Annotated in this window: 23 protein-coding genes; 11 read left to right on the forward strand and 12 right to left on the reverse strand. The window is 43.6% G+C overall.

Going from position 1 to position 23,369, the window contains the following annotated elements; all coding sequences use genetic code 11:
- Window positions 1-47 precede the first annotated feature (47 nt).
- Genes ACFI6J_RS14950 through purM form a run of 3 tightly spaced genes read right to left on the reverse strand, consistent with a single transcriptional unit; the run spans window position 48 to window position 2,456 of the window.
- A complete protein-coding gene (locus ACFI6J_RS14950) occupies window positions 48-809 on the reverse strand; it encodes a DUF3108 domain-containing protein (RefSeq protein WP_231506486.1) in 762 nt (253 codons plus the stop codon).
- On the reverse strand, window positions 769-1,419 hold the full coding sequence (purN, locus tag ACFI6J_RS14955; RefSeq protein WP_014979424.1) for a phosphoribosylglycinamide formyltransferase: 651 nt from the start codon (window positions 1,417-1,419) through the stop codon (window positions 769-771). The genes ACFI6J_RS14950 and purN overlap by 41 nt, the downstream gene beginning before the upstream one ends.
- The gene (gene purM, locus ACFI6J_RS14960) at window positions 1,416-2,456 is read right to left on the reverse strand and encodes a phosphoribosylformylglycinamidine cyclo-ligase (protein WP_462574520.1); all 1,041 of its coding nucleotides are present in this window, start codon (window positions 2,454-2,456) and stop codon (window positions 1,416-1,418) included. Before purM ends, purN begins: the two co-directional genes overlap by 4 nt.
- 304 nt (window positions 2,457-2,760) lie before the next feature.
- Here purM and ACFI6J_RS14965 point away from each other — a divergent pair, with 304 nt between their 5' ends.
- Window positions 2,761-4,212: a DUF2066 domain-containing protein gene (locus tag ACFI6J_RS14965; RefSeq protein ID WP_462574521.1), complete on the forward strand. Its 1,452-nt coding sequence runs from the start codon at window positions 2,761-2,763 to the stop codon at window positions 4,210-4,212.
- A gap of 6 nt (window positions 4,213-4,218) precedes the next feature.
- The gene (gene hda / locus ACFI6J_RS14970; protein ID WP_462586262.1) at window positions 4,219-4,956 is read left to right on the forward strand and encodes a DnaA regulatory inactivator Hda; all 738 of its coding nucleotides are present in this window, start codon (window positions 4,219-4,221) and stop codon (window positions 4,954-4,956) included.
- A 50-nt stretch (window positions 4,957-5,006) separates the two neighbouring features.
- Here hda and ACFI6J_RS14975 read toward each other — a convergent pair whose 3' ends face one another.
- The 4 genes from ACFI6J_RS14975 to arsC form a co-directional block, all read right to left on the reverse strand.
- Entirely contained in the window at window positions 5,007-6,974 is a 1,968-nt protein-coding gene (locus tag ACFI6J_RS14975) for a hypothetical protein (protein ID WP_462574522.1), read from the reverse strand.
- Window positions 6,975-7,017: 43 nt separating this feature from the next.
- Window positions 7,018-7,440 (reverse strand): DUF2069 domain-containing protein, encoded by a 423-nt coding sequence (locus ACFI6J_RS14980; protein ID WP_039220793.1) that lies wholly within the window; start codon window positions 7,438-7,440, stop codon window positions 7,018-7,020.
- A gap of 75 nt (window positions 7,441-7,515) precedes the next feature.
- The gene (gene wrbA, locus ACFI6J_RS14985; RefSeq protein ID WP_039227633.1) at window positions 7,516-8,106 is read right to left on the reverse strand and encodes an NAD(P)H:quinone oxidoreductase; all 591 of its coding nucleotides are present in this window, start codon (window positions 8,104-8,106) and stop codon (window positions 7,516-7,518) included.
- Window positions 8,106-8,459 (reverse strand): arsenate reductase (glutaredoxin), encoded by a 354-nt coding sequence (gene arsC / locus ACFI6J_RS14990; RefSeq protein WP_014949666.1) that lies wholly within the window; start codon window positions 8,457-8,459, stop codon window positions 8,106-8,108. The genes wrbA and arsC overlap by 1 nt, the downstream gene beginning before the upstream one ends.
- 218 nt (window positions 8,460-8,677) lie before the next feature.
- On the opposite strand from arsC, the gene ACFI6J_RS14995 reads away from it, so the two are divergent.
- Window positions 8,678-9,190, forward strand: a complete 513-nt coding sequence (locus ACFI6J_RS14995; protein ID WP_039227634.1) for a TlpA family protein disulfide reductase — start codon at window positions 8,678-8,680, stop codon at window positions 9,188-9,190.
- 17 nt (window positions 9,191-9,207) lie between these two features.
- Here ACFI6J_RS14995 and bepA read toward each other — a convergent pair whose 3' ends face one another.
- Window positions 9,208-10,671: a beta-barrel assembly-enhancing protease gene (gene bepA / locus ACFI6J_RS15000; protein WP_462574523.1), complete on the reverse strand. Its 1,464-nt coding sequence runs from the start codon at window positions 10,669-10,671 to the stop codon at window positions 9,208-9,210.
- Between the two features lie 344 nt (window positions 10,672-11,015).
- On the opposite strand from bepA, the gene ACFI6J_RS15005 reads away from it, so the two are divergent.
- Window positions 11,016-12,089, forward strand: coding sequence for an AI-2E family transporter (locus ACFI6J_RS15005; RefSeq protein ID WP_014949663.1), 1,074 nt, complete (start codon window positions 11,016-11,018; stop codon window positions 12,087-12,089).
- Window positions 12,090-12,249: 160 nt separating this feature from the next.
- Here ACFI6J_RS15005 and bcp read toward each other — a convergent pair whose 3' ends face one another.
- Window positions 12,250-12,714, reverse strand: coding sequence for a thioredoxin-dependent thiol peroxidase (bcp, locus tag ACFI6J_RS15010; RefSeq protein ID WP_014949662.1), 465 nt, complete (start codon window positions 12,712-12,714; stop codon window positions 12,250-12,252).
- A complete protein-coding gene (locus ACFI6J_RS15015) occupies window positions 12,692-13,255 on the reverse strand; it encodes a glycine cleavage system transcriptional repressor (RefSeq protein ID WP_014976680.1) in 564 nt (187 codons plus the stop codon). Before ACFI6J_RS15015 ends, bcp begins: the two co-directional genes overlap by 23 nt.
- A gap of 178 nt (window positions 13,256-13,433) precedes the next feature.
- On the opposite strand from ACFI6J_RS15015, the gene dapA reads away from it, so the two are divergent.
- From dapA to ACFI6J_RS15045, 6 genes are all read left to right on the forward strand, one after another.
- Window positions 13,434-14,318 (forward strand): 4-hydroxy-tetrahydrodipicolinate synthase, encoded by an 885-nt coding sequence (dapA, locus tag ACFI6J_RS15020; RefSeq protein WP_014949660.1) that lies wholly within the window; start codon window positions 13,434-13,436, stop codon window positions 14,316-14,318.
- Between the two features lie 12 nt (window positions 14,319-14,330).
- Window positions 14,331-15,434: an outer membrane protein assembly factor BamC gene (gene bamC / locus ACFI6J_RS15025; protein WP_049588660.1), complete on the forward strand. Its 1,104-nt coding sequence runs from the start codon at window positions 14,331-14,333 to the stop codon at window positions 15,432-15,434.
- Between the two features lie 12 nt (window positions 15,435-15,446).
- On the forward strand, window positions 15,447-16,160 hold the full coding sequence (gene purC / locus ACFI6J_RS15030; protein WP_014949658.1) for a phosphoribosylaminoimidazolesuccinocarboxamide synthase: 714 nt from the start codon (window positions 15,447-15,449) through the stop codon (window positions 16,158-16,160).
- Between the two features lie 188 nt (window positions 16,161-16,348).
- Complete coding sequence (locus ACFI6J_RS15035; RefSeq protein WP_462586263.1) at window positions 16,349-17,224, forward strand: DMT family transporter; 876 nt, start codon at window positions 16,349-16,351, stop codon at window positions 17,222-17,224.
- 170 nt (window positions 17,225-17,394) lie between these two features.
- Entirely contained in the window at window positions 17,395-18,579 is a 1,185-nt protein-coding gene (locus ACFI6J_RS15040) for a diguanylate cyclase (RefSeq protein ID WP_462586264.1), read from the forward strand.
- 65 nt (window positions 18,580-18,644) lie between these two features.
- A complete protein-coding gene (locus tag ACFI6J_RS15045) occupies window positions 18,645-20,978 on the forward strand; it encodes a sensor domain-containing phosphodiesterase (RefSeq protein ID WP_462586265.1) in 2,334 nt (777 codons plus the stop codon).
- A gap of 37 nt (window positions 20,979-21,015) precedes the next feature.
- Here the strand turns inward: ACFI6J_RS15045 and ACFI6J_RS15050 are convergent, their stop codons facing one another.
- Window positions 21,016-22,113: an NADH:flavin oxidoreductase gene (locus ACFI6J_RS15050; RefSeq protein ID WP_014949654.1), complete on the reverse strand. Its 1,098-nt coding sequence runs from the start codon at window positions 22,111-22,113 to the stop codon at window positions 21,016-21,018.
- Between the two features lie 330 nt (window positions 22,114-22,443).
- On the reverse strand, window positions 22,444-22,755 hold the full coding sequence (locus tag ACFI6J_RS15055; protein ID WP_239219590.1) for a hypothetical protein: 312 nt from the start codon (window positions 22,753-22,755) through the stop codon (window positions 22,444-22,446).
- Window positions 22,756-23,081: 326 nt separating this feature from the next.
- Between ACFI6J_RS15055 and ACFI6J_RS15060 the strand changes: the two genes are divergently transcribed.
- Window positions 23,082-23,324 carry a DUF2164 domain-containing protein gene (locus tag ACFI6J_RS15060; protein ID WP_014976673.1) on the forward strand — a complete coding sequence of 81 codons (243 nt, stop codon included), beginning with the start codon at window positions 23,082-23,084 and terminating at the stop codon, window positions 23,322-23,324.
- The last annotated feature ends 45 nt before the right edge of the window (window positions 23,325-23,369 follow it).

The following is a 23,369-nucleotide window of genomic DNA, read 5'->3' on the forward strand; positions in this document are numbered from 1 at the left end:
CAATTGTGAAAAAGTTGTTGAGACAAAAAACGGTTTATCTTTACGCTTTACTGCGTCTCAAACGATTTCAGTTTGATATCGCCCTGTTCATCGCCTTCTTTGAACTGTTGCAGACGAACTAACGTGTAGTTAAGTGATGGCGCAAACCAAGCAAACGTCTCACGCTTATTTGAGTCGCGAATAAGCTTAACTTTTACAGTTTCAATTTTACCGAAAGGTAAAGACAATACCTCTTCATCCACCACTTGAACGCCGTAGTGACGAAGTTCGCCACGATAATTCACGAAGTGGTATTCTAGCGATGTCTTACCTTCCGCTAACTGTTTTGCAAGGTCAATACGATAAATTTGGTTATCAAATTCACCGTTCCAATCAAATGTTTCGCCATTCTCGACTGCAATTTTGCCTTGTCCCTGATGACTAAACGTTACCTTAAGCTCTTTATCAGGTCCTGTGCCAGAACGATTATAGTAGTACTCAGAAGGTACGACGGTATTATCATTAACAGTAAAAATAGAATGTTCACTGCGTTTGTCAGACAAGAAAAACTTAGACACTTTTGACGTGTAAATTAGAGAATACTGTTGGTCACCTAATTTCGAGAGCTCAATATTCGCTTCGCCTACGTCGTCACCCCATTTGTATGCGGTATAGGTTGCCTTGTAGGGCTGAAGCGGTAGCTCTGCACTATCCGTATTTTCTGTACTAGGGTTTGCTTGCGCGGCCACTGAAAGCGATGCTGCTAACAGTGCGCCTAAAGCAAAAGGCTTAGTCGCTTGCATAACCAGATTCTGGTAATTCTTGCTCATCTAAAACTGCCTTATTGTTTCGCATCGATAATCGGCCTGCACTAAACCAAGATAGCACAAGCGGATAGATACGACGTTCTTGTTCTTGAACACGCTCGGCCAGGTCGCTTGCTGTGTCGTCTTCAAACACAGGTACGCGGCTTTGAATGATAACAGGGCCGCCGTCGAGCTCAGGTGTAACAAAGTGCACGCTAACGCCGTGCTCCTTGTCTCCATTGTCGATAGCTCGCTGATGCGTATTCAAACCTTTGTACTTCGGCAACAAAGATGGATGAATGTTCACTAATTTTCCAGCAAAGCTGTCGACGAACTCCGGTGTTAAGATACGCATAAAGCCCGCAAGAACAACACAGTCTGCGCCAAAAGCCTCAATTTGTGCTTTGAGCGCCCCGTCATAAGACTCTCGTGAATCGAAGCCTGTATGATCTAAGCAAACCGCATTGATCCCGGCTTCTTTAGCGCGTTCCAGACCATAAGCAGTAGGGCGATTACTGATCACGCCGCTGATTTCCGCATTCAGACGACCTGCTTTTATTTCATCGATAATGGCTTGTAAATTGCTGCCATTACCTGAAATAAGTACGCATAGTTTGGTTACACTGTTACTCACGCGTTGATCTCTACTTGCTCTTCGCCATCTTTTGCTGCGATATCACCAATAACCCAAGCATTTTCACCGTGTTGTTTAAGAATGTTCAGTGCAGCATCGGTATCGCTTTCGTCAACAACGATTACAAGGCCAACACCACAGTTAAACGTGCGGTACATTTCGTGGCGAGTCACGTTACCGTTTTCTTGTAACCAAGAGAAGACTGCAGGCCATTCCCAGGTGCTTTCGTCAATAACCACTTTCGCATCTTCAGGTAATACGCGAGGGATGTTCTCCCAAAAACCACCGCCCGTGATGTGAGAAATAGCGCTTACTTGTACTTCTTCAAGTAATGCCAATACCGATTTAACATAGATGCGAGTAGGCTCAAGAAGTTGGTCGATGATAGGCTTGCCGTTTAGGTCGGCGTTTACATCTGCACCACTAACTTCAATGATCTTCCTAACTAATGAGTAACCGTTTGAGTGAGGGCCCGATGAACCAAGTGCAATTAGTTTTTGACCTGGTTTAACGTTAGTGCCGTCAATAACCTTATCAGCTTCAACCACGCCTACGCAGAAGCCTGCAATATCGTAGTCGCCATCGTGATACATTCCAGGCATTTCGGCTGTTTCACCACCAATTAATGCACAACCTGCTTGCTCACAGCCGGCGCCAATGCCGGTAACAACCGACGCGGCTACATCAACGTCAAGCCTGCCAGTTGCGTAGTAATCTAGAAAGAACAGGGGCTCAGCACCTTGAACAATAAGGTCGTTTACGCACATTGCTACTAAGTCGATACCAACACCGTCATGACGGTTAGCATCCATAGCAACTCTTAGTTTTGTACCCACGCCGTCAGTACCTGAAACAAGTAGCGGCTTTTTATATTTAGTAGGCAGTTCACAAAGTGCACCAAAACCACCCAGGTTACCTTTTACTTCTGGTCTATGGGTTTTCTTGGTAACAGATTTAATGCGTTCAACAAGTTGATTACCTGCATCGATATCTACGCCTGCATCTTTGTAACTTAAAGAGGTTTTATTTTCGCTCACGGTTGGGCCCTGAAACTAAGAGGTAGAAAACCGCGGATTCTACCAGCAAGTCGTCACAAGTCCAATTTGTGAAGGCTATTTTATGCGCTTTTTGATCTTTTTTATTTTAGGGGTGAAATTAAACCCAATATAAAAGACAATAGAAGGCTATCTTTTGGTGAACATCTTGCTTGATAAAATGTCTCGCTCTAAAAAGTTGAGTGAATTGCGCGAAGGTTAGTCCAAGTTTACCGTATATAGGTAAACGAGATTAACTGACGATTCGATAGGTAAGGAATTGATTTTAAGAGAGTATGGAGTGTCAATGTTAACGGCAGTAAAGCGTAACACCAATGGAACTAATTTAACGAGAGTTAGCTTGAAAGGCATTCTGGGCATTTCATTTCTTGCTGCGCTGACTTACGCCCCCTTTATAAATGCGGCTCAACGCGTTGTGGTCAACGAAGCGCAGATTCAAGTTGAAGATCAAACTCAGCGCACCCAACAAAACGCGCTTAAAAAAGCATTAAGGCAGGTTTTTGTGAAGATGTCGGGCAGCACAAGCGTGCTCGATAATGCCGGTGTTAGAGCAGCCTTATCGTCGCCTCAATCGCTGCTTCGTTCCTATCGATTTGCTTTTGACAAAGGCAGAACGTATTACGTTGCGGAGTTCGATCAAGCAAAACTCAATGAACTTCTTCAGCGTGAAATGCTTCCGCTCTGGGGTGATAGACGCCCTGAAACGATAGTGTGGCTTGCGCAGGAAGACGAAAACGAAACTCGCGTCATCTTAGACGAATCTCTCAATACAGAATTACAACATACGCTCAAACAAACGGCGAAAGAACGAGGCGTTCCATTAAGCTTGCCTTTAATGGACCTTACCGACAATGTAAATATTTCTACCTATGATGTGTGGGGACGATTTGTTGAGCCTTTGCGCAAAGCATCTACACGCTATAGCGTCGACAACATTATTGGTGCCAGAGTTTATCGTAACGACGCGAGTGCTATTCCTGATTTGCCGGAAAATGTTGTGCCTTCTGGCACAGTAGAGTCTCTGGATAGCGTACTAGATGAAGAAGCACAGTTTAGAGCACAAACTGATGAACAAAGTTTCGATGAGCGAAATCCGCGTGTAGATAATACGGACGCACAGCGTACCTTTTCAGATAACGTTGAGTCCGGTGCGATTAATAAAGGTGTTGATGCTCAGTTAAACGACGGTTATGACGCTACAAACCAAAACTTGAATAATGCTGACGGAACCTCGGCGAAGGAGCTGGCGCAGGAAGAGAGCACAACGATGCCGTTCACCATGAACGAGTTTGCCAACTATGCGAAGCGTGCCGATGAAGGTGACTATGCACTAGACTGGGTGTTCGTTGGTGGCGGTAAGGTTAGCTATGGCAGCATATACGGTGATTCGCCCGAAGTTCTTGGCAATCAGTTAATCGATGCCTACTCAAATTATTTATCGTCGCTTTATGCCATCGTAGGAATCGAAGCGTCTGAGCGAGAAGTTATCAAGGTATCGATTGCCAATATTGGCTCGGTAAAAAGTTACGCCAGCGCTACTGACTATTTAAATAGTTTAAGTGTGATTGAAAACGCTACACTAGTAGAGCAATCTGGTTCTGTTGCCACGTACTCACTTACATTAATTGGAACGGTGGACGATTTACTTAACAGTATTAAACTAGAAAGCAAATTACGTCCCGTAACCGATTCGTACGGACAATCCGTGAAAGGACACAGTTTCTATTGGAGCAATTAATTTAGCATGCAGCTGCCTTTGCCTGTCACGCTACCTGTTGACGAAAACTTCGATAGTTTTGTCAATACGGGTAACGAAGAAGTAGTTTCAGTCCTTGAGCAGATTGCAGATGCGCTGCCACACTGGCGCGAGGCTCCTGAATTGGGGCCTTTAGCATCGCTTCAGCTGCCTTTGCTTACTTTACTAGGCAGTACCGCTATCGGTAAAAGTCACTTATTGTTTGCCACTTGTCATCAACTAGCCGAAAAATCGGTTAGTCACCTTTATTTAAATCTTAATAATTACGAAGCGTGGTCGCTCGATATTTTTGAAGGCCTAGAGAATCTTTCGTTAATCGCATTAGACAACATTCACGCGATAGCGGGCGATTTACGTTGGGAAGAAGCGTTGTTCGATTTGTTAAACCGAGTGATTGAGACTAAACAAACCATGGTACTTTGTTCTAGTCAACTAGGCCCATCTAACCCGGCTTTTGTTTTACCTGACTTGCGTTCTCGCTTGGCGTGGGGGGTTATTTATCACGTAAACCAACTGGATGACAATGGTCGTGAAGAAGCCGTGCGCTTACGTGCAGCGGAACGTGGATTAAAGCTATCAAACCAAGCACTACAGTTTCTTTTGCACCATAGTGAACGAGACCTAAAAAGCCTCATGTCACTATTAGCCCGTTTAGACACACGCTCACTCCAAGAACAAAAACGCTTATCGGTGGGCATGGTTAAGCGCGAGCTTAACCTAAATTAGCCAAAGCGCGAGCTTAACCTAAATTAGTCAAAGCGCTGCTGTGTTGCCGTTTATTGTTCTTTTCTTAAACTATGAGCGCTTGATGTGGTGCTAAATTCTTCTGCTACCGTCATTAGAGTTCCATCGGAAGTAACCGAATTGTTTCCGCCGTTCTGTAGCATTAACTTATCGCTCGCAGACTGTACGTTTGGATTTGTACTAGACGCAGAGTCCCGCCAAGTAATATCGTTCGGAAGCAGATAAGAGCTTGGAAGTGACGCTTGAATAGCAGGTACATCGAGTTCGGGTAAAATTCTACTTAATACGTAATCTACGCGCATAGTAACGTTATCATCATTAACACGGTTTCTCTGAGCCCAAGTGGGAATGAAACTGCCGTCTTCCAGTGTCTCTCTTGTAAATACGCCTACATCCGCTTCTGCCTCAAGCCGGTAAAGCATCATGAAGCGCTCGAATAACATGGCGAGATCTTCTCGTTCCGTAAAGTAAGAATAGAAAGCAACCGCACCATCATCCTCAAACCAATTTGCCACTTGTAGCGCGGTATAATTTCGTTGCGCGCTTGAAGCGGTTGCACCGCCGTATCGAACTTCGGCCAAAGCATGGAGTTGTGACGACGTAAGAGGCAATGAAGTTGTTAGCCCCGTAGAAATGGGAGAGCTGTCATCATAAGACGACAGTGGGCTCGCGCTATTGCTGAGTTGTTGCCATTCGGTGTAGTCGAAAAAGTCATTGGCGTGAGCTAGCTCGTGGTATAGCAAATAGCTTAATGCTGCTTCTACGTCGCTCACATCACGTGGAAGTCTATCTGCTACGTTCGCTGTGCTGATATTAGGAAAATAATAGGCCCCGTTTTTCACGTAGCGCCATGACGTCGTAAAATCGAGCTCACTACCAAAACCACTTCTATAATCTGGGCGAGTATTTAGCGTGTCTCGCTCTTGTGGTGTGCGCCAAAAGTTGTTGGCATCTAAGTAAATGGCACCAGTGGCAACCCAATAAAATGACGGGCGGATATCGTAAGAAATCACAATCGCGTTAGTTGCGCGTAGTAACTTAAGCATGTCATCACAGGTTGCTGAAGTTTCTAAATACGTTCTAAATGCATCGCCCATCCACGGATGCGAGACGTATGTTCTATCTAAAATATCATCGATAGTGGGGCTTTCGGTGACTTGGCCAATCAGTGGTAGCTGAGAGAACGTACAGCTGTTTGAAACCTGATTGTTATAAACACAATCAACAAGTGCCGACGCGTAAGGGCTGTCGACTCTATAGGGCTGCATATGCGCGCTTACCGTTTCGGGAATACTTGTCTCGTCATCTACAAAAAAGCCGCTATTGTTAATGTCGATGTTTTTCACTAGAACTTGCGCGCTATCGGTTAACACCTCGCCATTTGAGAGTGTAACGGTACTTTCTATTTCAATGATTGTGTCGTTGCTGACTCGAGGCGCTTGAAAATATATCGAATGAGAATAATCACCATCATCAAAGTTGAAGTTATTGACGATTGGCCCAGACGTTTGTTGCCACGTGATATTTGAGATTGTTAACCCTTGCGAGTTAACGGTGTCAACGCGAAGAGAAACTCTGCCGCCTTCGGATGCCTCATGACCCAATCGTAATGCGGCAATCGGCGCGGTACTTTCGTTCGTTTGTAACGTTATGGTGTCTGTAAGCGTTGTGCCATTTTCTAAGCTAACGTTTACGGCGATATCGAAGCTACCTGAAGAGGTAACATCAAAGCCTATAGCCTGCGTGTGAGCACTGAGAGGCTGCTGTGATACACCTGAGACTTGCCAATCGATATCTACAATAGCGTGGCCAGTAGGCGAGGCGACAGCAAAGTCGACCGCATCGCCTACAACGGCGTTTGTAGGGCCTGAAATGCTAATGGTTGGAGGAATGGAAGGAGTGCTTGGGGCTGAACTATCGCCTGAACCAGAGCCTCCACATGCTGCAAGTAACGATAATGATGCGATTACTAATGTAAGTTCAGGCAAATGGCGTGTCATATTAACCCCTTGGCAGCATGTGTTTTCGCTGTGTATTACATGATCATTGTTGACCTTGCTCAAAGCGTGCTTTTTCTTCTTGCATCTCTTCTTTAAGCTTTTTAAGGCCCAAACCCAATTCACGACCACGTTTTCTAGCAAACGCACTACAGCCGACAAACATACCCGTGCATAGAATAATCTCTACCACTGCATACCAACGTTCATCAGGTACAGCGTATGCCACAGTGCATCCGTGAATAAGGTAAAACAAAACGACAAAATTGGCCCACGCGTGAGTATATGGCTTGCCTTTTAATATACCCCAGTAAGGTAACAGTAAAGGTAAAATATAAAATAAGGCAATAAACAAAGGAGAGTAAGTATGCTCTTTAGTAAATGTAAATTGCCACAGTGTTATCCATACGATTAACCCGGTGTGGCTTATAAGTGCGAGATAGCGATAAAAACGCGTATCTGGTGCCATGGTAATGTCTCCGAAACAATTTGTTTTTAATGTTCTTTATAAGGTCTACGTTTTATGCGCCAAATAACGTAACTGTTAGGCGTTGTCAGCTAGTTTTTTAGCGAACATTGCAAGTCGCTTACCCTGAGCAATGCATAGCGCTTTTTCATCTGCACTCAATTGCTCTGGTGCACTTAAACTGTGATGAGCGACGTGTGTTACACCGTAAGGGGTGCCACCCATTGTGGTGTTGTGTAGCGCAGGCTCACTGTAAGGTAAACCGCAAATGACCATGCCGTGATGGATAAGCGGAACCATCATGGAAAGTAATGTGGATTCCTGGCCGCCGTGCATGGAAGAAGAAGATGTAAACACGCACGCAGGCTTATCAATCAACGCGCCTTTTAACCATTGACTGCTTGTAGAATCCAAAAAATGTTTTACTGGCGCTGCCATATTGCCGAAACGCGTAGGACTACCTAACGCCAGGGCACTGCACTGTTCGAGTTCCTGAAGGGAAACCTCGGGTACAACAGTAGATGCCGCGTCATTAGCTGCATCGCTGATACTCTTGACTGTACGTACTATCACAGGAACATCTAATGACGATACTCCTTGGGCGATGGCATCAGCTAATCGCTTTGTGCTGCCGTTGCGGCTGTAATAAAGTACGAGAACAGGTTGCACTATACAATTTCCAATACAGATTCTGGCGGACGACCAATTCTGGCTTTCTCGCCATTTATAACAATGGGACGCTCTATCAACTTAGGCGTGTGAGCCATAGCTTCAAAAAGCGCATTATCAGACAGTGCGCTATCACCTAAGTTAGCATCTTTATATTCTGCTTCTTTAGTACGCATCATATCTCTAACCGATCCAAGGTTAAGTTTTTTAAATATCTCTTTCAGTTCTTTTGCGTCAAGAGGGTGCTTTAGGTACTCAACAATAACAGGCGCTACACCTTGCTCTTCAAGTAGTGCTAGGGTTTGTCTGCTCTTTGAACAGCGAGGATTGTGAATAATGGTAATGTCTGTCATAAATACTCTTGTTCATGATTATATGAATTGGCGCGAACTATTGCGTTTTTGCCATAGAATATCAAGCAGTTTACCGATAACGGGTAATAAATTCGTACTATTCTTTGTTTACAGCATCGTTTCTGGAAAACGGTGCTTAAAAAGCGTGGTTGAATTTATGTTAGTGCGCGAAGTAAGAATCTGGCACTATGAAAAAATAGTCAAAGTTAGAAGGTTATATGTTGTTGTCACAGCCAAAAAGCAATGCAGGAAAAATAAAGCCTATACTCTTTCTAGTGCTGTTAGCGCTTGTTGCGTTTGCCGGTGCATATACGTATCAGCGTCTTCAACATGACTTTGAAACATTAGATGGAACGGCTTACCTTTGGCAAGATCTTGAGGGGAAGTGGGTTGTGGTAAATTACTTTGCGCCATGGTGTGCACCATGTCTACGAGAAATGCCTGAGCTCGTCACATTTAATCAGTCGCTACCTGACGATACCCGTCTTTTTGCTATTAACTACGACCTTAAAACGAAGCCTGAACTCAAAGCCATGGCTGAGAAGTTTGATATTGATTTGCCTGTTATTATAAGTTCGCCAGACACTAAACTGCCCATGCAAAAACCCCCTTATTTACCAGCAACGTTTATTCTTGGACCTGATGGGAAAATAAAGGATACGATAATGGGAGAAATTACGGCAGCGCATCTGCGTCAGCGCCTAGCTGAATTGAAAGGCGCTGACGAATAGCAGGGAAGTGCGATGGTCTAGAGTCGTTGTAAACGCTCTTCTTGGTCGCGAAATTGTTTTATTCTCGCTCTGATTCTTTGTTTTTCAAGGTGATCATCGCCTGCGAAATTATACGCATATTGAAGTTCGTCAACCGCGCGGTTATAAGCTCCATACAATGCATATACTTCCGCTTTGCTCTGATGCATTTGCGAGAAACGTTTCGACTTTTGATACGCCTCACTCATCAACTGATGTGCCAGTTGATAATCTTTTTTAACCAGCAGGAAATCCTTAAGTAGAGACACCGCTTCTTCATATTTGTTTGCGCTTATGTAAGCATTGGCCTGGTTTAGTGCCAATACTTGATTTCTAGGGTTATGCGTAACGTGAGGTCTTAGCATTTCAACGGCTTTTAAAGGCTCACCTTGCGAAATATAGATATCTGTCATAGCGTCGAGATAAAAGAGGTTTCCTCTATCTTTTGCTATTAACTCATCCATAATGTCTTTGGCTTTTTCGATTTTTTCGGCGCGCATATAAGCAAGCGCTAAACCATATAATGACGCTTCTTTACTGCGCTGTACGTCTTGTGCCACGGCCGCTTCGAAATATTCTACAGCGTAACCAGCTTTAAACGAGTAGCGTGCCTTTATACGTGCTTTTGCCAACTCGAATTGCTTGTTAATGGGTAAGTAGCGTCTAGGGTAGTCACCAGCGCGATTTCTCGCGTCAGCAATACGGGTTTCGGTTAAAGGGTGAGTAAGCAGCCTTGCGGGTGGACGAGAAACCATGCGGTACTCTTCCGCCATGGTAGAAAAGAATGAAGCAGCCGCACTCGGATCGAAGCCCGCACGAGCAAGCATTGCGATACCAATTCTATCGGCTTCTTGTTCATTCGAACGGGTATAGTCGATTTGCAATTGTGCAGAGGCTGCGGTTCCCGCCTGCATGGCCGCAATACCCGCTTCTGGGTTGGCCATTGCAATTAGCACCCCGCCGATAAGTGACGCCAAGGCTAGGGGAGATGAGCGCTGCTGCGCCTGCATACGTCGTGCTATGTGGCGTTGAGTTACGTGAGAAATTTCGTGCGCTAGCACCGAAGCCAGTTCACTTTCATTTTCAGCACGACGCATTAAACCTGTGTGAACACCAATGTGACCGCCAAAAAACGCAAACGCGTTAATGGCATCATTATTTACCCAGAAAAATTCAAAAGGAAACTTGGCGTTGTCAGCATGGACAACCAATCGGTTGCCTACATCCTGTAGATATTCATCCAGCACCGGATCTGAGATTACAGGACTTTGACCGCGCATTTGCCGCATTACGGCATCGCCTACTATCATCTCTTTATCAAGCGATATGGCGTCTGACGCAACAACACCTATTTCAGGTAACGCATTTTTATTGCTGTAATTGGCATCTTGTGCAACAGCCGTGAGGCTCGATGTGAGCACGAAGGAAAGGGCAACCAAAGATGCTGAAAACTTTTTTCTCATGAACCTACAATCATTGTATACGGTTAATACTGCTTAATCCTTAGAGCGCTAAGTTGCTAAACAGTTTCAAATTTTATTTTTTTCTTATATGCATCATTTTCGAAGACACAAGGCAATATCGCCTATGCCATCTCGTTTATGACACGTCAGTTATACCAATGCGACACAAACGCATCCAGTTTATTCTTTTACTGTTGTAACAACCACTCTACACATTAATGCTTATACTGTAAAAACATCATACCAGTTTGATTTTGAAAGATTCTTAAGTGCTACTTATTGCTAAGTGCTAGCGCTATCAACTATGATGCGTGTCCTATTCTTAGTAATTTCTAGGCGTTTATATGATTAGCGTTTTTGGTCGTTGGTACCGACGCAAATTTTCTGATCCTGATGCAGCAATGTTGCTTATCTTGATCCTTTTGACCACGGCAGTGTTGCTATTGTGGGGCGGGCTAATTATGCCTGTGTTGGTTGCAGCAGTGATTGCGTATTTACTCGATTGGCCAGTCTGTCGCTTGGTAAATGTCGGCGTAAGTAGAACGCTCGCCTGCGTCGTTGTAATGCTCGGCTTTATCACTATAACCATATTGACCTTAATTGGCCTTGTTCCAATTATATCCAAGCAAAGCGTTAACTTGATTCAAGAAACGCCGCTAATATGGCAGAAAGCACAAGAATGGATATTAACGCTTCCGGACAAATATCCAGATTACGTTCAGGTATATCAAATCCATCAAATGATGGAAGGTTTAAATGACAAATTGGTTGAGGTGGGCGAAACCCTTATTTCTGCTTCGTTTAGTAATATCGCCAACTTAGCTGCGTTGCTCGTTTACGTGATCCTCGTACCGCTTATGGTGTTTTTCATGCTAAAAGATAAGCTTTTCTTTTTAGACAGCATATCTCGCTTGCTGCCTAAGGAGCGACGCTTAATTACGCAAGTTGGTCACGAAATGAACTCTCAAATTGCCAACTATATTCGCGGCAAAGTGATCGAGATTATAATTGTGGGCGCGGTGAGCTGCGTAACGTTTGTATTGATGGACTTACGTTATGCTATTTTGCTTGGCGTATTGGTGGGATTTTCAGTACTTATTCCGTACATCGGTGCAGCAGTGGTTACTATACCCGTGGCCGTTGTCGCTATGTTTCAGTGGGGTATTTCACCAGAATTTTGGTATTTAATGATAGCGTACGGCATTATTCAGGCGTTAGACGGTAACTTGTTGGTACCGCTGCTATTCTCGGAGGCGGTTAGCTTGCATCCGCTTTATATAATCGTTGCAGTATTAGTGTTTGGAGGTCTTTGGGGTTTCTGGGGCGTATTTTTCGCTATTCCTCTCGCTACCCTCGTGAAGGCGGTAATTACAGCGTGGTCTAGTAACCCCGTTATTGTACCCGAAGAGGCAAAGTAGTTATTCCCATTTGGCGAACCAGTCAGCGCCATCCAGTACGAGATTCAAAACGAGTACTGATTCAAATAGGCGTTATAGGTAAACACTGATACGAATTGAACAAGTATAAAAAAGCCCCGAAAACATAATGTTATCGGGGCTTTTTAAATTCTATACCGGTTTAGCTGTTTAGATAATCAAGTACTACGGTGTGGTGTTCTTTTGTTTTGAACTTGTTGAAAACGTGCTCAATAACACCGTTTTCATCCACGAGGAATGTTTGGCGATGAATGCCATCATACTCTTTACCCATAAACTTTTTAGGTCCCCACACACCAAAAGCGTCGGCAACGGCGTGGTCTTCATCAGAAAGCAACGTAAAGTTTAGGTTTTCTTTTTCGATGAATTTAGGCAGGCGTTTAACTGCATCTGGGCTAATTCCTAACACAACCACATTTTTCGCCGTTAGTTCTTCGTTTACGTCGCGTAAGCCCTGGGCTTGTACTGTGCAACCAGGCGTCATCGCTTTAGGGTAAAAATAAACCAGTACTTTTTTACCTGCGAAATCAGCTAAAGATACGGTTTCATCATTTTGGTTCTGCAATGAGAATTGTGGGGCTTTATCACCAGCTTGTAACGTTTTCATTGGGATCCTTTTTTTGTTTGTCTACAACTTTGCCTGTCACATTTAACGAAGTGAACAGGGACATTAGATCAGATTCTAGTGCGTCTACATTTTCATTAGAGGGAAGAGAAACAACAAATTTGCAGCGCATGTTGTCTTTACCCGATGTCTTGTCTTTAAATGTGCGTTGTCTAAATGCACTTATCATTGCATGACGCTCGGCAAAAAAGCCGGTCACCGCTTTAATCAAGCCAGCTGCATCTTCGCCACTAAACTCGACATTAAAAAGATGGGCAAGGTTTTGCTTTTCGTGATGGCTAGTGCGCTTCATCATAGAAAGCAGGTCAAGACGCTGAAATAGCGAAGGTAAAATACATTCAGCTTTTGTGATAGCGCTTTGCGTTCCTTCTATGATCATGGTCAACGAGAACTCTTTGCCGTAAATGGCTTGCCTGCTATCTAGAATATTGCACTGAGCTTCTGATACCGTCGTTGCAATTTCGCTTAAAATGCCACTTTTGTCTGTCCCCAAGATGGTGACGATAAGTTGGTGTTTCGACATCTACTTCACTTCAATGTTAATAATGTCGGGATGTTAGCACAGAGTTTTTTTATAAGTCAGCGCCTTTTTCTTGCCTTTGAATAAGATATTGTCAAATTCTTGTCATTTTACTTGCGCTATTACTTGTGTTTAAGCACCGACATATTTACCATGTGCGCTCACATTTTTCGGAGAGATTATGTTTACTGGTAGTTACGTAGCACTCGTCACGCCGATGTTCGAAAACGGCGATATTGATTACAAGTCTTTAGAGAAACTTGTGAAGTTTCATGTAGAGCAGGGCACCCACGGTATAGTGTCGGTTGGAACTACTGGTGAGTCAGCAACGCTACCTTTTGATGAACACATCAATGTGGTTAAAGAAACCGTTGCTATGGCATCGGGAGCGATTCCGGTTATTGCCGGCAGTGGCGCAAACTCTACGGCAGAGGCTATTTTTCTTACAGAGCAATTAGGCTCTACAGGTATTGACGGTTTCTTAAGTGTTGTACCTTATTACAATAAGCCTCAACAGGCGGGTATGGTCGCGCACTTTAATGCAATTGCAGACGCTAGTGACTTACCTGTTATTCTTTATAATGTGCCAGGCCGCACCGTAGCCGACATGCTGCCTGAAACGGTGGCTAAATTAGCAACGCACAAAAATATCGTTGGTCTTAAAGACGCGACTGGCAATATTGCACGCCTTAAGGCTACTCAGCCATTGGTTCCCGATGACTTCGTTTTACTTAGCGGCGATGACGGTTCAAGCTGCGAGTTTATGTGTGAAGGCGGTCATGGCGTTATCTCCGTAACGGCTAACATAGTGCCTAAAGCAATCGCACAAATGTGTGAAGCTGCGCTAGAAAATAATTTTGATAAATGTCGCGATATCGATGAAACCATTAAGTTGCTTCATAGCGAGCTATTTATTGAACCAAATCCAGTAATGCCGAAGTGGGCATTGTATAAAATGGGCATGATGGAAAGCGCAGTTATGCGATTACCTATGGTTTTACCGGAACTATCAAGCCAAAAACGTATCGAAGAACTACTAAAAAAATACGCATTGATTTCTGGTTAATAAGGAACACAGATGAAAAGAACGCTGGCTATAGCAAGTTCAGTAGCGATGGTTGCACTTGCAGGTTGTTCAAGCCAAATAGATAGAAAGACCGCGTCTGGCAGCTACGAATACTTAAAAACTAAAGAACAAGAATCGCTAAAAGTACCTTCTGACTTAGATGCACCTGCTTTTTCTCGTGATTTTGTATTACCTGAGTTAGGTCAAGAGGCCGATTCAAATTTGGTGGGCAAGTCGTTGATGGTTCGCTCGCCAGCATTAGTTTTACCGTTAGTTACGGGTTCTCACATTGAGGAAGGTAAGAGTTCAGCAACCATTTGGTTTGACCAGGTTGACGATAGTCAGCCGCTAAGCCAAGCAATTTGGAACTCGCTTTTAAGTTTCTTAGATGAACAAGGTATTGGTGTAGATAGCTTTAGTCCAGAAGAGAAAGTGCTGGTTACTGACTGGATGGTGATAACTAGAGAAGTCGAAGGTCCTTGGTATAGCTTTATAGATGAAGAAAGCGAAATCGGTCGACGTTTTGAATTCAGCTTAGACGTTAAACCTCACGGCCGTAGTGCTGCGCTTACTGTTGAATTAAAGGACTATATGCAAACATTGGGCAACGACGTGGTTGCAGAAGTCTCTTCAATGGAAGAACGTCGCGAAGAAGTTGAGGTGTTGAACCAAGTTGTTGGTCACTATGAGTACCAAATTCAGCTAGCAGAGACACGAAGAATTGCTCGTATCCGTCAGGGTATCAATACCGAGATGGGCTTTAATGCCGATGGTGATGCGGCGTATATCGTAGAAGCTAAGTATGATGTAGCGTGGCCAAGAATGCTGTTAGTACTGCGTAAGCTTGGTTTTGACGTTAAAGATTTAGATAAATCAAACGGCCTATTATTTGTCACTTACAATGGTGATCAAGGTAGTTGGTGGGATGGTTTATTCTCAAGCGATAAAGAGTTGCTAAAGAAAGGTGACTATCGTTTGAAAGTTGCAAGAGCGGGTGCAGATCGCACGTCAGTTACCTTCATGAATAATGAAAGTGTACCGTTTGAAGCAAATCAGGTTTCCGACCTTTACAGTGCATTTGCTGAGGTCATGTCAGAAGATAACCTTGATATATAACTGAGACTGAGAATGGAAAAACGCGACGAGCTTTACCGCGGTAAAGCAAAAACTGTTTATTACACTGATGATAGCGATAAACTTATTCTTCACTTTAGAAACGACACTTCGGCGTTTGATGGTGAGAAGATTGAACAGCTAGAACGCAAAGGTGAAGTAAACAACAAGTTTAATCACTTTATTATGACAAAGCTTGAAGAAGCAGGCATTGCAACGCAAGTTGAGGCGCTGGTTTCTGACACTGAGTCTTTGGTTAAGAAGCTCGACATGATCCCTGTTGAGTGTGTGGTGAGAAACTTGTCTGCTGGCTCTTTAGTTCGCAGACTGGGTGTGGAAGAGGGCAAAGAGCTTAACCCACCTATTTTCGAGTTTTTCTTAAAGAATGATGCACTTCACGACCCAATGGTAAATGACTACCATATTTTATCATTTGGTTGGGCAACCGAAGCGCAAATTGCTGAAATGAAAGCATTGACCTTCAAGGTTAACAGTGTTTTGAAAGCACTCTTTGATGACGCGGGTATGTTGCTTGTAGACTATAAACTAGAGTTTGGTGTCGACAAAGATGGCAATATCGTACTAGGTGATGAGTTTACACCAGATGGCTGTCGCTTGTGGGATAAAGAAACCCGTAAAAAGATGGACAAAGACCGCTTTAGACAAGGTTTGGGCTCTGTTGTCGAGACCTATATTGAAGTGGCTGAGCGCTTAGGCTTATCGCTTTAAAACTCTCATCAAGTAATAACTAATTTAAAGAGGACCTTTCGGTCCTCTTTTTCGTTTTAGTCAGTTTGACCTGTCTACGTCGTTGTAAAATATTGTCTCTTGCGTTTAAGCATTTACTTTTCGATGCATTACGGGATAAGTTAGTGTACTGCTGAGCATTTTTGCGTTTAAAACTAGGGAGATTCGGTTTGTTGAAAACCTTTGTATTGGTCGCTATTGCCATGATTGCATTTGCTGCTAATTCGCTACTTTGCCGCATGGCTCTTGCTAACACCGATATAGATCCAGCTAGTTTTACTATCTTACGCTTAGCGAGCGGGGCGATAGCGTTGTTACTTTTGTCTTCTTATTTCCAACGTCGCAAAAGTGAGAGCGTGCCTTCTCAAGGCCTTTTTCATGGCCTAAAAACCAACGCCAGCGTACTCGGTGGCATTTCGTTGTTCGTTTACGCTATCTGCTTTTCATATGCCTATATTTCTATGTCCACGGGAACGGGGGCACTTTTATTATTTGGGGCCGTGCAACTCACTATGATTTCCGTAGGGTTGTTCAATGGCGAGCGATTTAAAAAATGGCAGTGGTTGGGGTTTGTGTTGGCACTTTTAGGCCTTGTTATCTTACTGTTGCCTAGCGCGGCAGCACCGCCTCTTTTAGCAGGCGCAGTTATGGTTTTGGCGGGTATGGCTTGGGGCGTCTATTCTCTTTTGGGTAAAAAAAGTAGCTCAGCCCTTTTATCTACATCGGGTAATTTCGTCTATGCCGCGTTTTTCTGTGTTCCTTTGGTTGGTGTGGTTTGCTTCGTGGGCGCAGATAATTTTGTCTTAGATAGCGAGGGTGTTTATTACGCGCTTGCATCAGGGGTGTTTGCATCGGGTTGCGGATACGCTATTTGGTACAGCGCGCTTCCCCTTATCAAATCGACCACCGCCGCGACAGTGCAACTGAGTGTGCCTGTCATAGCATCGCTGATGGGCTGGATAGCGCTTGGTGAGCCACTCACAATGCAGATCCTGGTTGCTTCAATAGCTACGTTGGGTGGCATCTACTTGGTTATAAAAAAATAGCGTTTTATACGCTACGTTTAAAACAGCAAAAGCGTTATTTTCCGCCGTGGCGAAATAGTTCTATAGAGTTTAATGGGGGAGCGTTAACGCATATTTCTAGACTAAAGAGCAATATTTGAATTTTCCAACAGTGCTAACGTAGTAGATCACCAAATAATGGGAATGCAGTAATGAACACAGAAGATCCAATAACGATAAGAAATCCAGGCAGATTGTTAACGCTAACTTATGTTATTTCGCTTTCAGTGATTGCGGTACTGTCTCTGGTTGTTCACTTCATGTTAGATGAAGTCATTTCAGAGCAGAACAATACTGGCAAAATTGTTAACGTAAGTGGTCAGCAACGCATGCTTTCGCAAAGAGCCAGTATGTTTGCGGTCGATTACTTGCAAACTGGCGCTCAAAAATCAAAAAGACTCTCTATAGCTGCGATTGAGAAAATGAAGCAAAACCATCAGTTTCTGCTAGCACCACATTTTGAAGCATTATCAAAAGGTCAACCCAGCCCACTTTCTGAAGAACTGTATAACCTCTATTTTATGCCTCCCTCTGATGTAGATAAGAAAATAAAGTTATTTGAAGGCGAGATAAGGGCCGCACTTTCAGAAAATGGTAATGTTGGCGCTGTCCAGTTTTCTAACGGAAGTTTGATGTTTTTACAACTCGCAGAAAGCGACCTGCTAACACCGTTACACAACATTGTTGGGCAATATGAAAAAGAGAGTTTGGAAAAAGTAAACGACCTTAGAAATGCACAAAACGTAGTGTTGGGCATCATTATTCTCACCATATTAGTCGAGGCGTTTTTCATATTTCGTCCAATGGTGGCAAAGGTAAGTCGTTTTGCCACTAAGCTCCAGCGAGACGCTAATTTTGATTACCTATCTGGTTTACTAAATCGACGGGCATTTCAGATTGTTTCCCAACAAGCAATAGCGGCTAGTCACCGCTACAAGCGATCGCTGTCAGTGGTGATGATCGATATCGATTTTTTTAAACGTATCAACGACACTCACGGCCACGACATGGGTGATAAAGCGATTAAACACGTAGCAAAAATTTTAAAAATGTCTTCGCGTAATGCAGATTGCGTAGCGCGCATTGGCGGCGAGGAATTCGTACTTTTATTGCCTGATACCGACCGCGCAGGCGCCTTCAAGTTAGCTGAAAAGTTAAGAGATCGAATAAGTAAAAACCCTCTAGATGTGAACGGGAAGTTTATTGATATCACTGTTAGTGCGGGTGTATCTTATGTAAAAGAACATCATGACACTATTGAGTCAGCACTATCGGAAGCCGATGACGCATTATATAAAGCCAAAGAGAGCGGCAGAAATAATGTCCAACTGGCTTAACCACGCTATTGAAAGCGTGTTGCACAATGTGCGCAATTCGACCGTGTTGGATTTAGGAGTGAGTTGTGCGCACACCCCCGACTATTGTAAATGAACATGAGAGGCTAGCCGCACTCAACAAACTGAGAGTGCTCGATACCCCACCAGAAGAGCGCTTTGACCGTATTACTCGACTAGCAAGTAGCATTTTTGATTGTAGATTCGCATCGGTCACATTTGTCGATGACAGTAGGCAGTGGTTTAAGTCGGCTATTAATCTCGATATGACTGAAACAGAAAGGGATGTCGCCTTTTGTGCCCATGCTATAGCGCAGGACAAAACCTTAGTCGTTCCAGATACTCAAGAGGACCCTCGCTTCAAAAGCAATCCTTTTGTGGTTGGTCATCCTCACATTCGTTTTTACGCGGGTGTTAGGCTGATGATAGAGGGGTTTGCGGTGGGAACGCTATGTGTGTCGGATAATAATCCAAAAATATTCAATTGCGTTCAAATACAGCAATTAGAGCAGCTTGCAAAGCTTGTAGAGTCGGAACTACAGCGACAAGAATTCAATGATCTCTCAACTCAGTTGGAAGAGTACCAATTTAAGCTAGCTCAAACACAAAAAATCACCCGTGTGAGGAGCGCTATTTTAGAGAAAGTGGTAAATGCAGAGTCATTGCATACCGTGCTCCACGACATTGTGAATGCTATAGAGGCCGAATACACAGATCAAATTTGCAGTATCCTGCTATTAGAAGATGGCAAGCTGAAAAAGGGTGCTGCGCCTTCTTTACCCGACTTTTATAACGACGCTATCGATGGCGTTGAGTTTGGTGTAGGCAGGGGATCATGTGGAAATACAGCCGCGACGAACTTACCGACCATTGTTGAAGATATCAGTACGCACCCGTTTTGGACCGATTGGAAAGATTTAGCATTGCGCGCTGGTGTATGCTCTTGTTGGTCACAGCCAATACAAGGAGCTAATGGTGACGCTATTGGTACTTTTGCAATTTATCATAGAGAAAGAGCAGTACCGACAGCGGACGAAATGCGCTTAATCGAACAGTTCGCGCATATCGCTAGCATCGCTATTGAAAGAGAGCTGGCGAATCAACTTATATGGAAGCAAGCCAACTTTGATTCTTTGACAGGACTTCCTAACCGAAACCTTATGTTGGATCACTTACAGTTAGCCATTAAGGCTGCCGATAGAGAGAGCGATAAGGTAGCGGTGATATTCTTGGACCTTGATAATTTCAAAGATATTAATGACACGCTTGGTCACGATATAGGTGATAAGCTTTTAATTGAGTGCGCCAGAAGAATAAAGCAGTGTTTGCGTTCAGATGACACCGTTTCCCGATTAGGCGGTGACGAATTTGTCATTATCCTAAACGGCATTAAAGGCCTAAGTTCTATAGAACTGGTCGTACAAAAGCTACTTGGCGAGATCGTAAAACCTTATAGTTTAGAGCTGGAACGTGTGCATACGAGCGCGAGCCTAGGTGTCACCTTATACCCGGACGACGCAAAAGATGTCAAAGGCCTGTTAAAGAATGCCGACCAAGCGATGTACGGTGCTAAAGATCTCGGTAAAAACAACTATCAGTATTATACCCACGACATGCAAACTGCAGCAATCAAGAGAATGACCTTGTTGAATGATTTGCGTTATGCAGTTAAGAACAGAGAACTGTTTATTGAGTACCAGCCAATTGCATGTTTCAGTAGCCAGAAAGTGATGAAAGCTGAAGCGTTACTTCGATGGCAGCATCCCACGAAGGGGAGAATTACACCTGATGAATTTATTCCACTTGCTGAAGAATCTGGACTCATCATTGATATCAGTAATTGGGTATTTAATGAAGTCTGTGCCAATATCAAACAATGGAAAGCCCAAAACCGTCAAGAGCTGCAGGTGAGTATTAATACTTCACCTAGCCACTACTTCAATTTAGAATCTAATATAACCCAATGGTTAAACCTGCTTTTAGACCAGAAGATCTCTGCGCGTTCTATACTTCTTGAAGTCACGGAAAACTTATTAATGGAAGCCAATGAGATGGTGTCCAAGAAGCTTTTCCAGTTTAGGCAAGCAGGCGTTGATATCGCGTTGGATGATTTTGGTACAGGTTACAGCTCTATTTCTTATTTAAAGCGCTTTCCTACAGACTTTATCAAGATTGACAGGAGCTTTGTGAAGTCGATGACTGACGTTAGCAATGATAAGGTGCTGTGCGAAGCCATTATTGTGATGGCGAATAAACTCGGAATAAAGGTAGTAGCGGAAGGTGTCGAGACACAAGAACAATACGATATTCTAAAAAGCATGGGCTGTGATTATGCGCAGGGTTATTTCATTGCAAAACCGCTCAGCAAATCAGACTTTGAGTCCTTTTGGGAGAGGCACTAGCGCAACTTTGCCGCGCTAGTGCTTAATTTAATAGGGCTTAAGACAGCGTTGCTAACGCTTTACCAGAGTATTGCTCTAGTTCGTTGGTGCGGTTTTCTTTTATTTTGTTTGCCCAGTTCGGATCTTGTAGTAGCGCTCTTCCTACAGCAACCAGATCAAATTCGCCAGCGTCTAAACGTTCAAGTAAATCATCGACTGAGCGAGTGCTGGAATCTTGCCCTTTGAATGCGCCGAAGAAGTCGTCATTGAGCCCAACTGACCCTACCGTTATGGTGGGCTTGCCAGTTAATTTTTTCGTCCAGCCTGCAAGGTTTAAATCACTGCCTTCAAATTCGTTTTCCCAATAGCGGCGCTGAGAACAATGAAAAACATCTACTCCAGCTTCACTTAGCGGCAGAAGAAACTGTTCTAGTTCTTGGGGCGTGTGCGCTAAACGAGCGGTGTAATCTTGTTGTTTCCACTGCGAATAGCGCAGTACGATCGGAAAATCGGGACCGGTTGCATCACGTATGGCTTTAATTATTTCAACCGCAAATCGTCCACGATTTTCCATGTTACCGCCCCAACTGTCAGTTCGCTGGTTTGTGCCTTCCCAGAAGAACTGGTCGATTAGATAACCATGAGCACCGTGAATCTCAATTCCATCCATACCAATAGTTTTGGCATCTGCTGCTGCTTGTGCAAAGGCAGTAATCACGGATTCAATGTGTTCAACGGTCATAGGTTCAGCGCCCTGTTTTCCTGGTTTGAATAAACCTGAAGGCCCTGCACTTGGAAGTTCAGGATAAGGCGCTTTTTCCGCTACCCTCGCCATACCCACGTGCCATAGTTGAGGCATAATTTTCCCACCGACACTGTGAACTTCATCTACCACATTTTTCCAACCGGCTAGCGCTTCATCGCCATGGAATTGAGGGATATTTGCATCCATCGTAGCTACTTTATCGTTTACTGTAGTGCCCTCGGTGATAATCAAACCTGTGCCACCTTGAGCTCGGCGTTTATAGTAACCAGCTACATCGTTGGTAGGTACGCCGTTAGGCGAAAATTGACGAGTCATGGGGGCCATAACAATTCGGTTGGTTAACGATAAGTTGCCCTTTGAGTAAGGTTTAAACAGTGCGTTAGCTGCCATTTTTTGTTCCTGATTTCTTTATTGCAATTGGGGGCGTTTGTACTTTCATCATAGAAAATGAAACGCCGCCATTATTATAGAAGTGTTAAACAAGTCATTAAGTTGGGGATTGTTGAGTCTTGATGTACAACAAAGAATAACTGGCTCTAGTATATCCTGCGTGATGTGTTGCAGGGATAACATGATGGCTACCCAACTAAAAAACTATGGTTGATTCCAGATACTACTGTCGAGTGAGGGCAAGTCAATTTTCAAATGTTGATAGTAAGCCATAAGTAAAAGTGAGCTAAGAGCTCCATATCAGAAGCTCTCTTTCAGATATGAGCAGGCTTAATCTAAAATCTCTACAATTTCCCTTGTGGCTTGAATAAGGCGTACCACTTTGTTTTCAATGCGAACTGTTACTAACCCGTCTTCTCCCAAAGGCACAATGATGCGGGCATGGCTGTAAATATCACGATCTAAACGATTTCCAACGGCTAGCTTTTTTTCCCAACCCGGCGGTAATTCACCTGTTCGTTCATACTTCTTCTCTATACCCGGAGGGAGTGATTTATCTTTATGAGGGTTAGGGTTGGCGCAAGCAGGTAAACTATTTGCTGCTAGTACGGTTGTTATTCCGATAATAGGTAGAACTTTCATTGTTAACCTCGCAAATTACGTGAAAGCGATGCCCCATTTTGATGTAATTATCTACGCAAACTATTGCGCTAGTGCTTTGAACAAAAGGGCACGTAGACTCTGCATTAAAATAACTGTTTTTAGACAATCAGCAATTAAAAATAGAGAAGCCTACAAGGTGTATACGAAAATCATACCAGGCCGAGTCTACATGCTAAAAAAATCTAAAATTAGGCGTGCGGCGTGTTAACGTTAAAACGTTTATAATTGCTAACGAGCAAGAAAAACGATAGTTGAGTCTAACACAAAGAACGTGACATTTTATAAGTGACAAATGAAGGATGACAATGAGTGATATTGCATTTACCCGTGAGGAAAAAGACGCGCTAGTCTCTAAACTGCAACGATATTTTGATGATGAATTAAGCGTGGAACTTGGTCAATTTGACGGAGAATTTCTTCTGGACTTCATTAGTAAAGAAATGGGCGCATCGTTTTATAATAAAGGCGTAAACGACGCGAGAGCCGTTGTTGCATCTCGCTTACAGGTCATTGATGAAGAATTGTATGCCATCGAAAAAGTACTTTAAATTCAGAAATAAATTAAGCCTGCATTTGCAGGCTTAATCATTAGA

This window comes from Alteromonas sp. G4i13 (genome assembly GCF_054960505.1).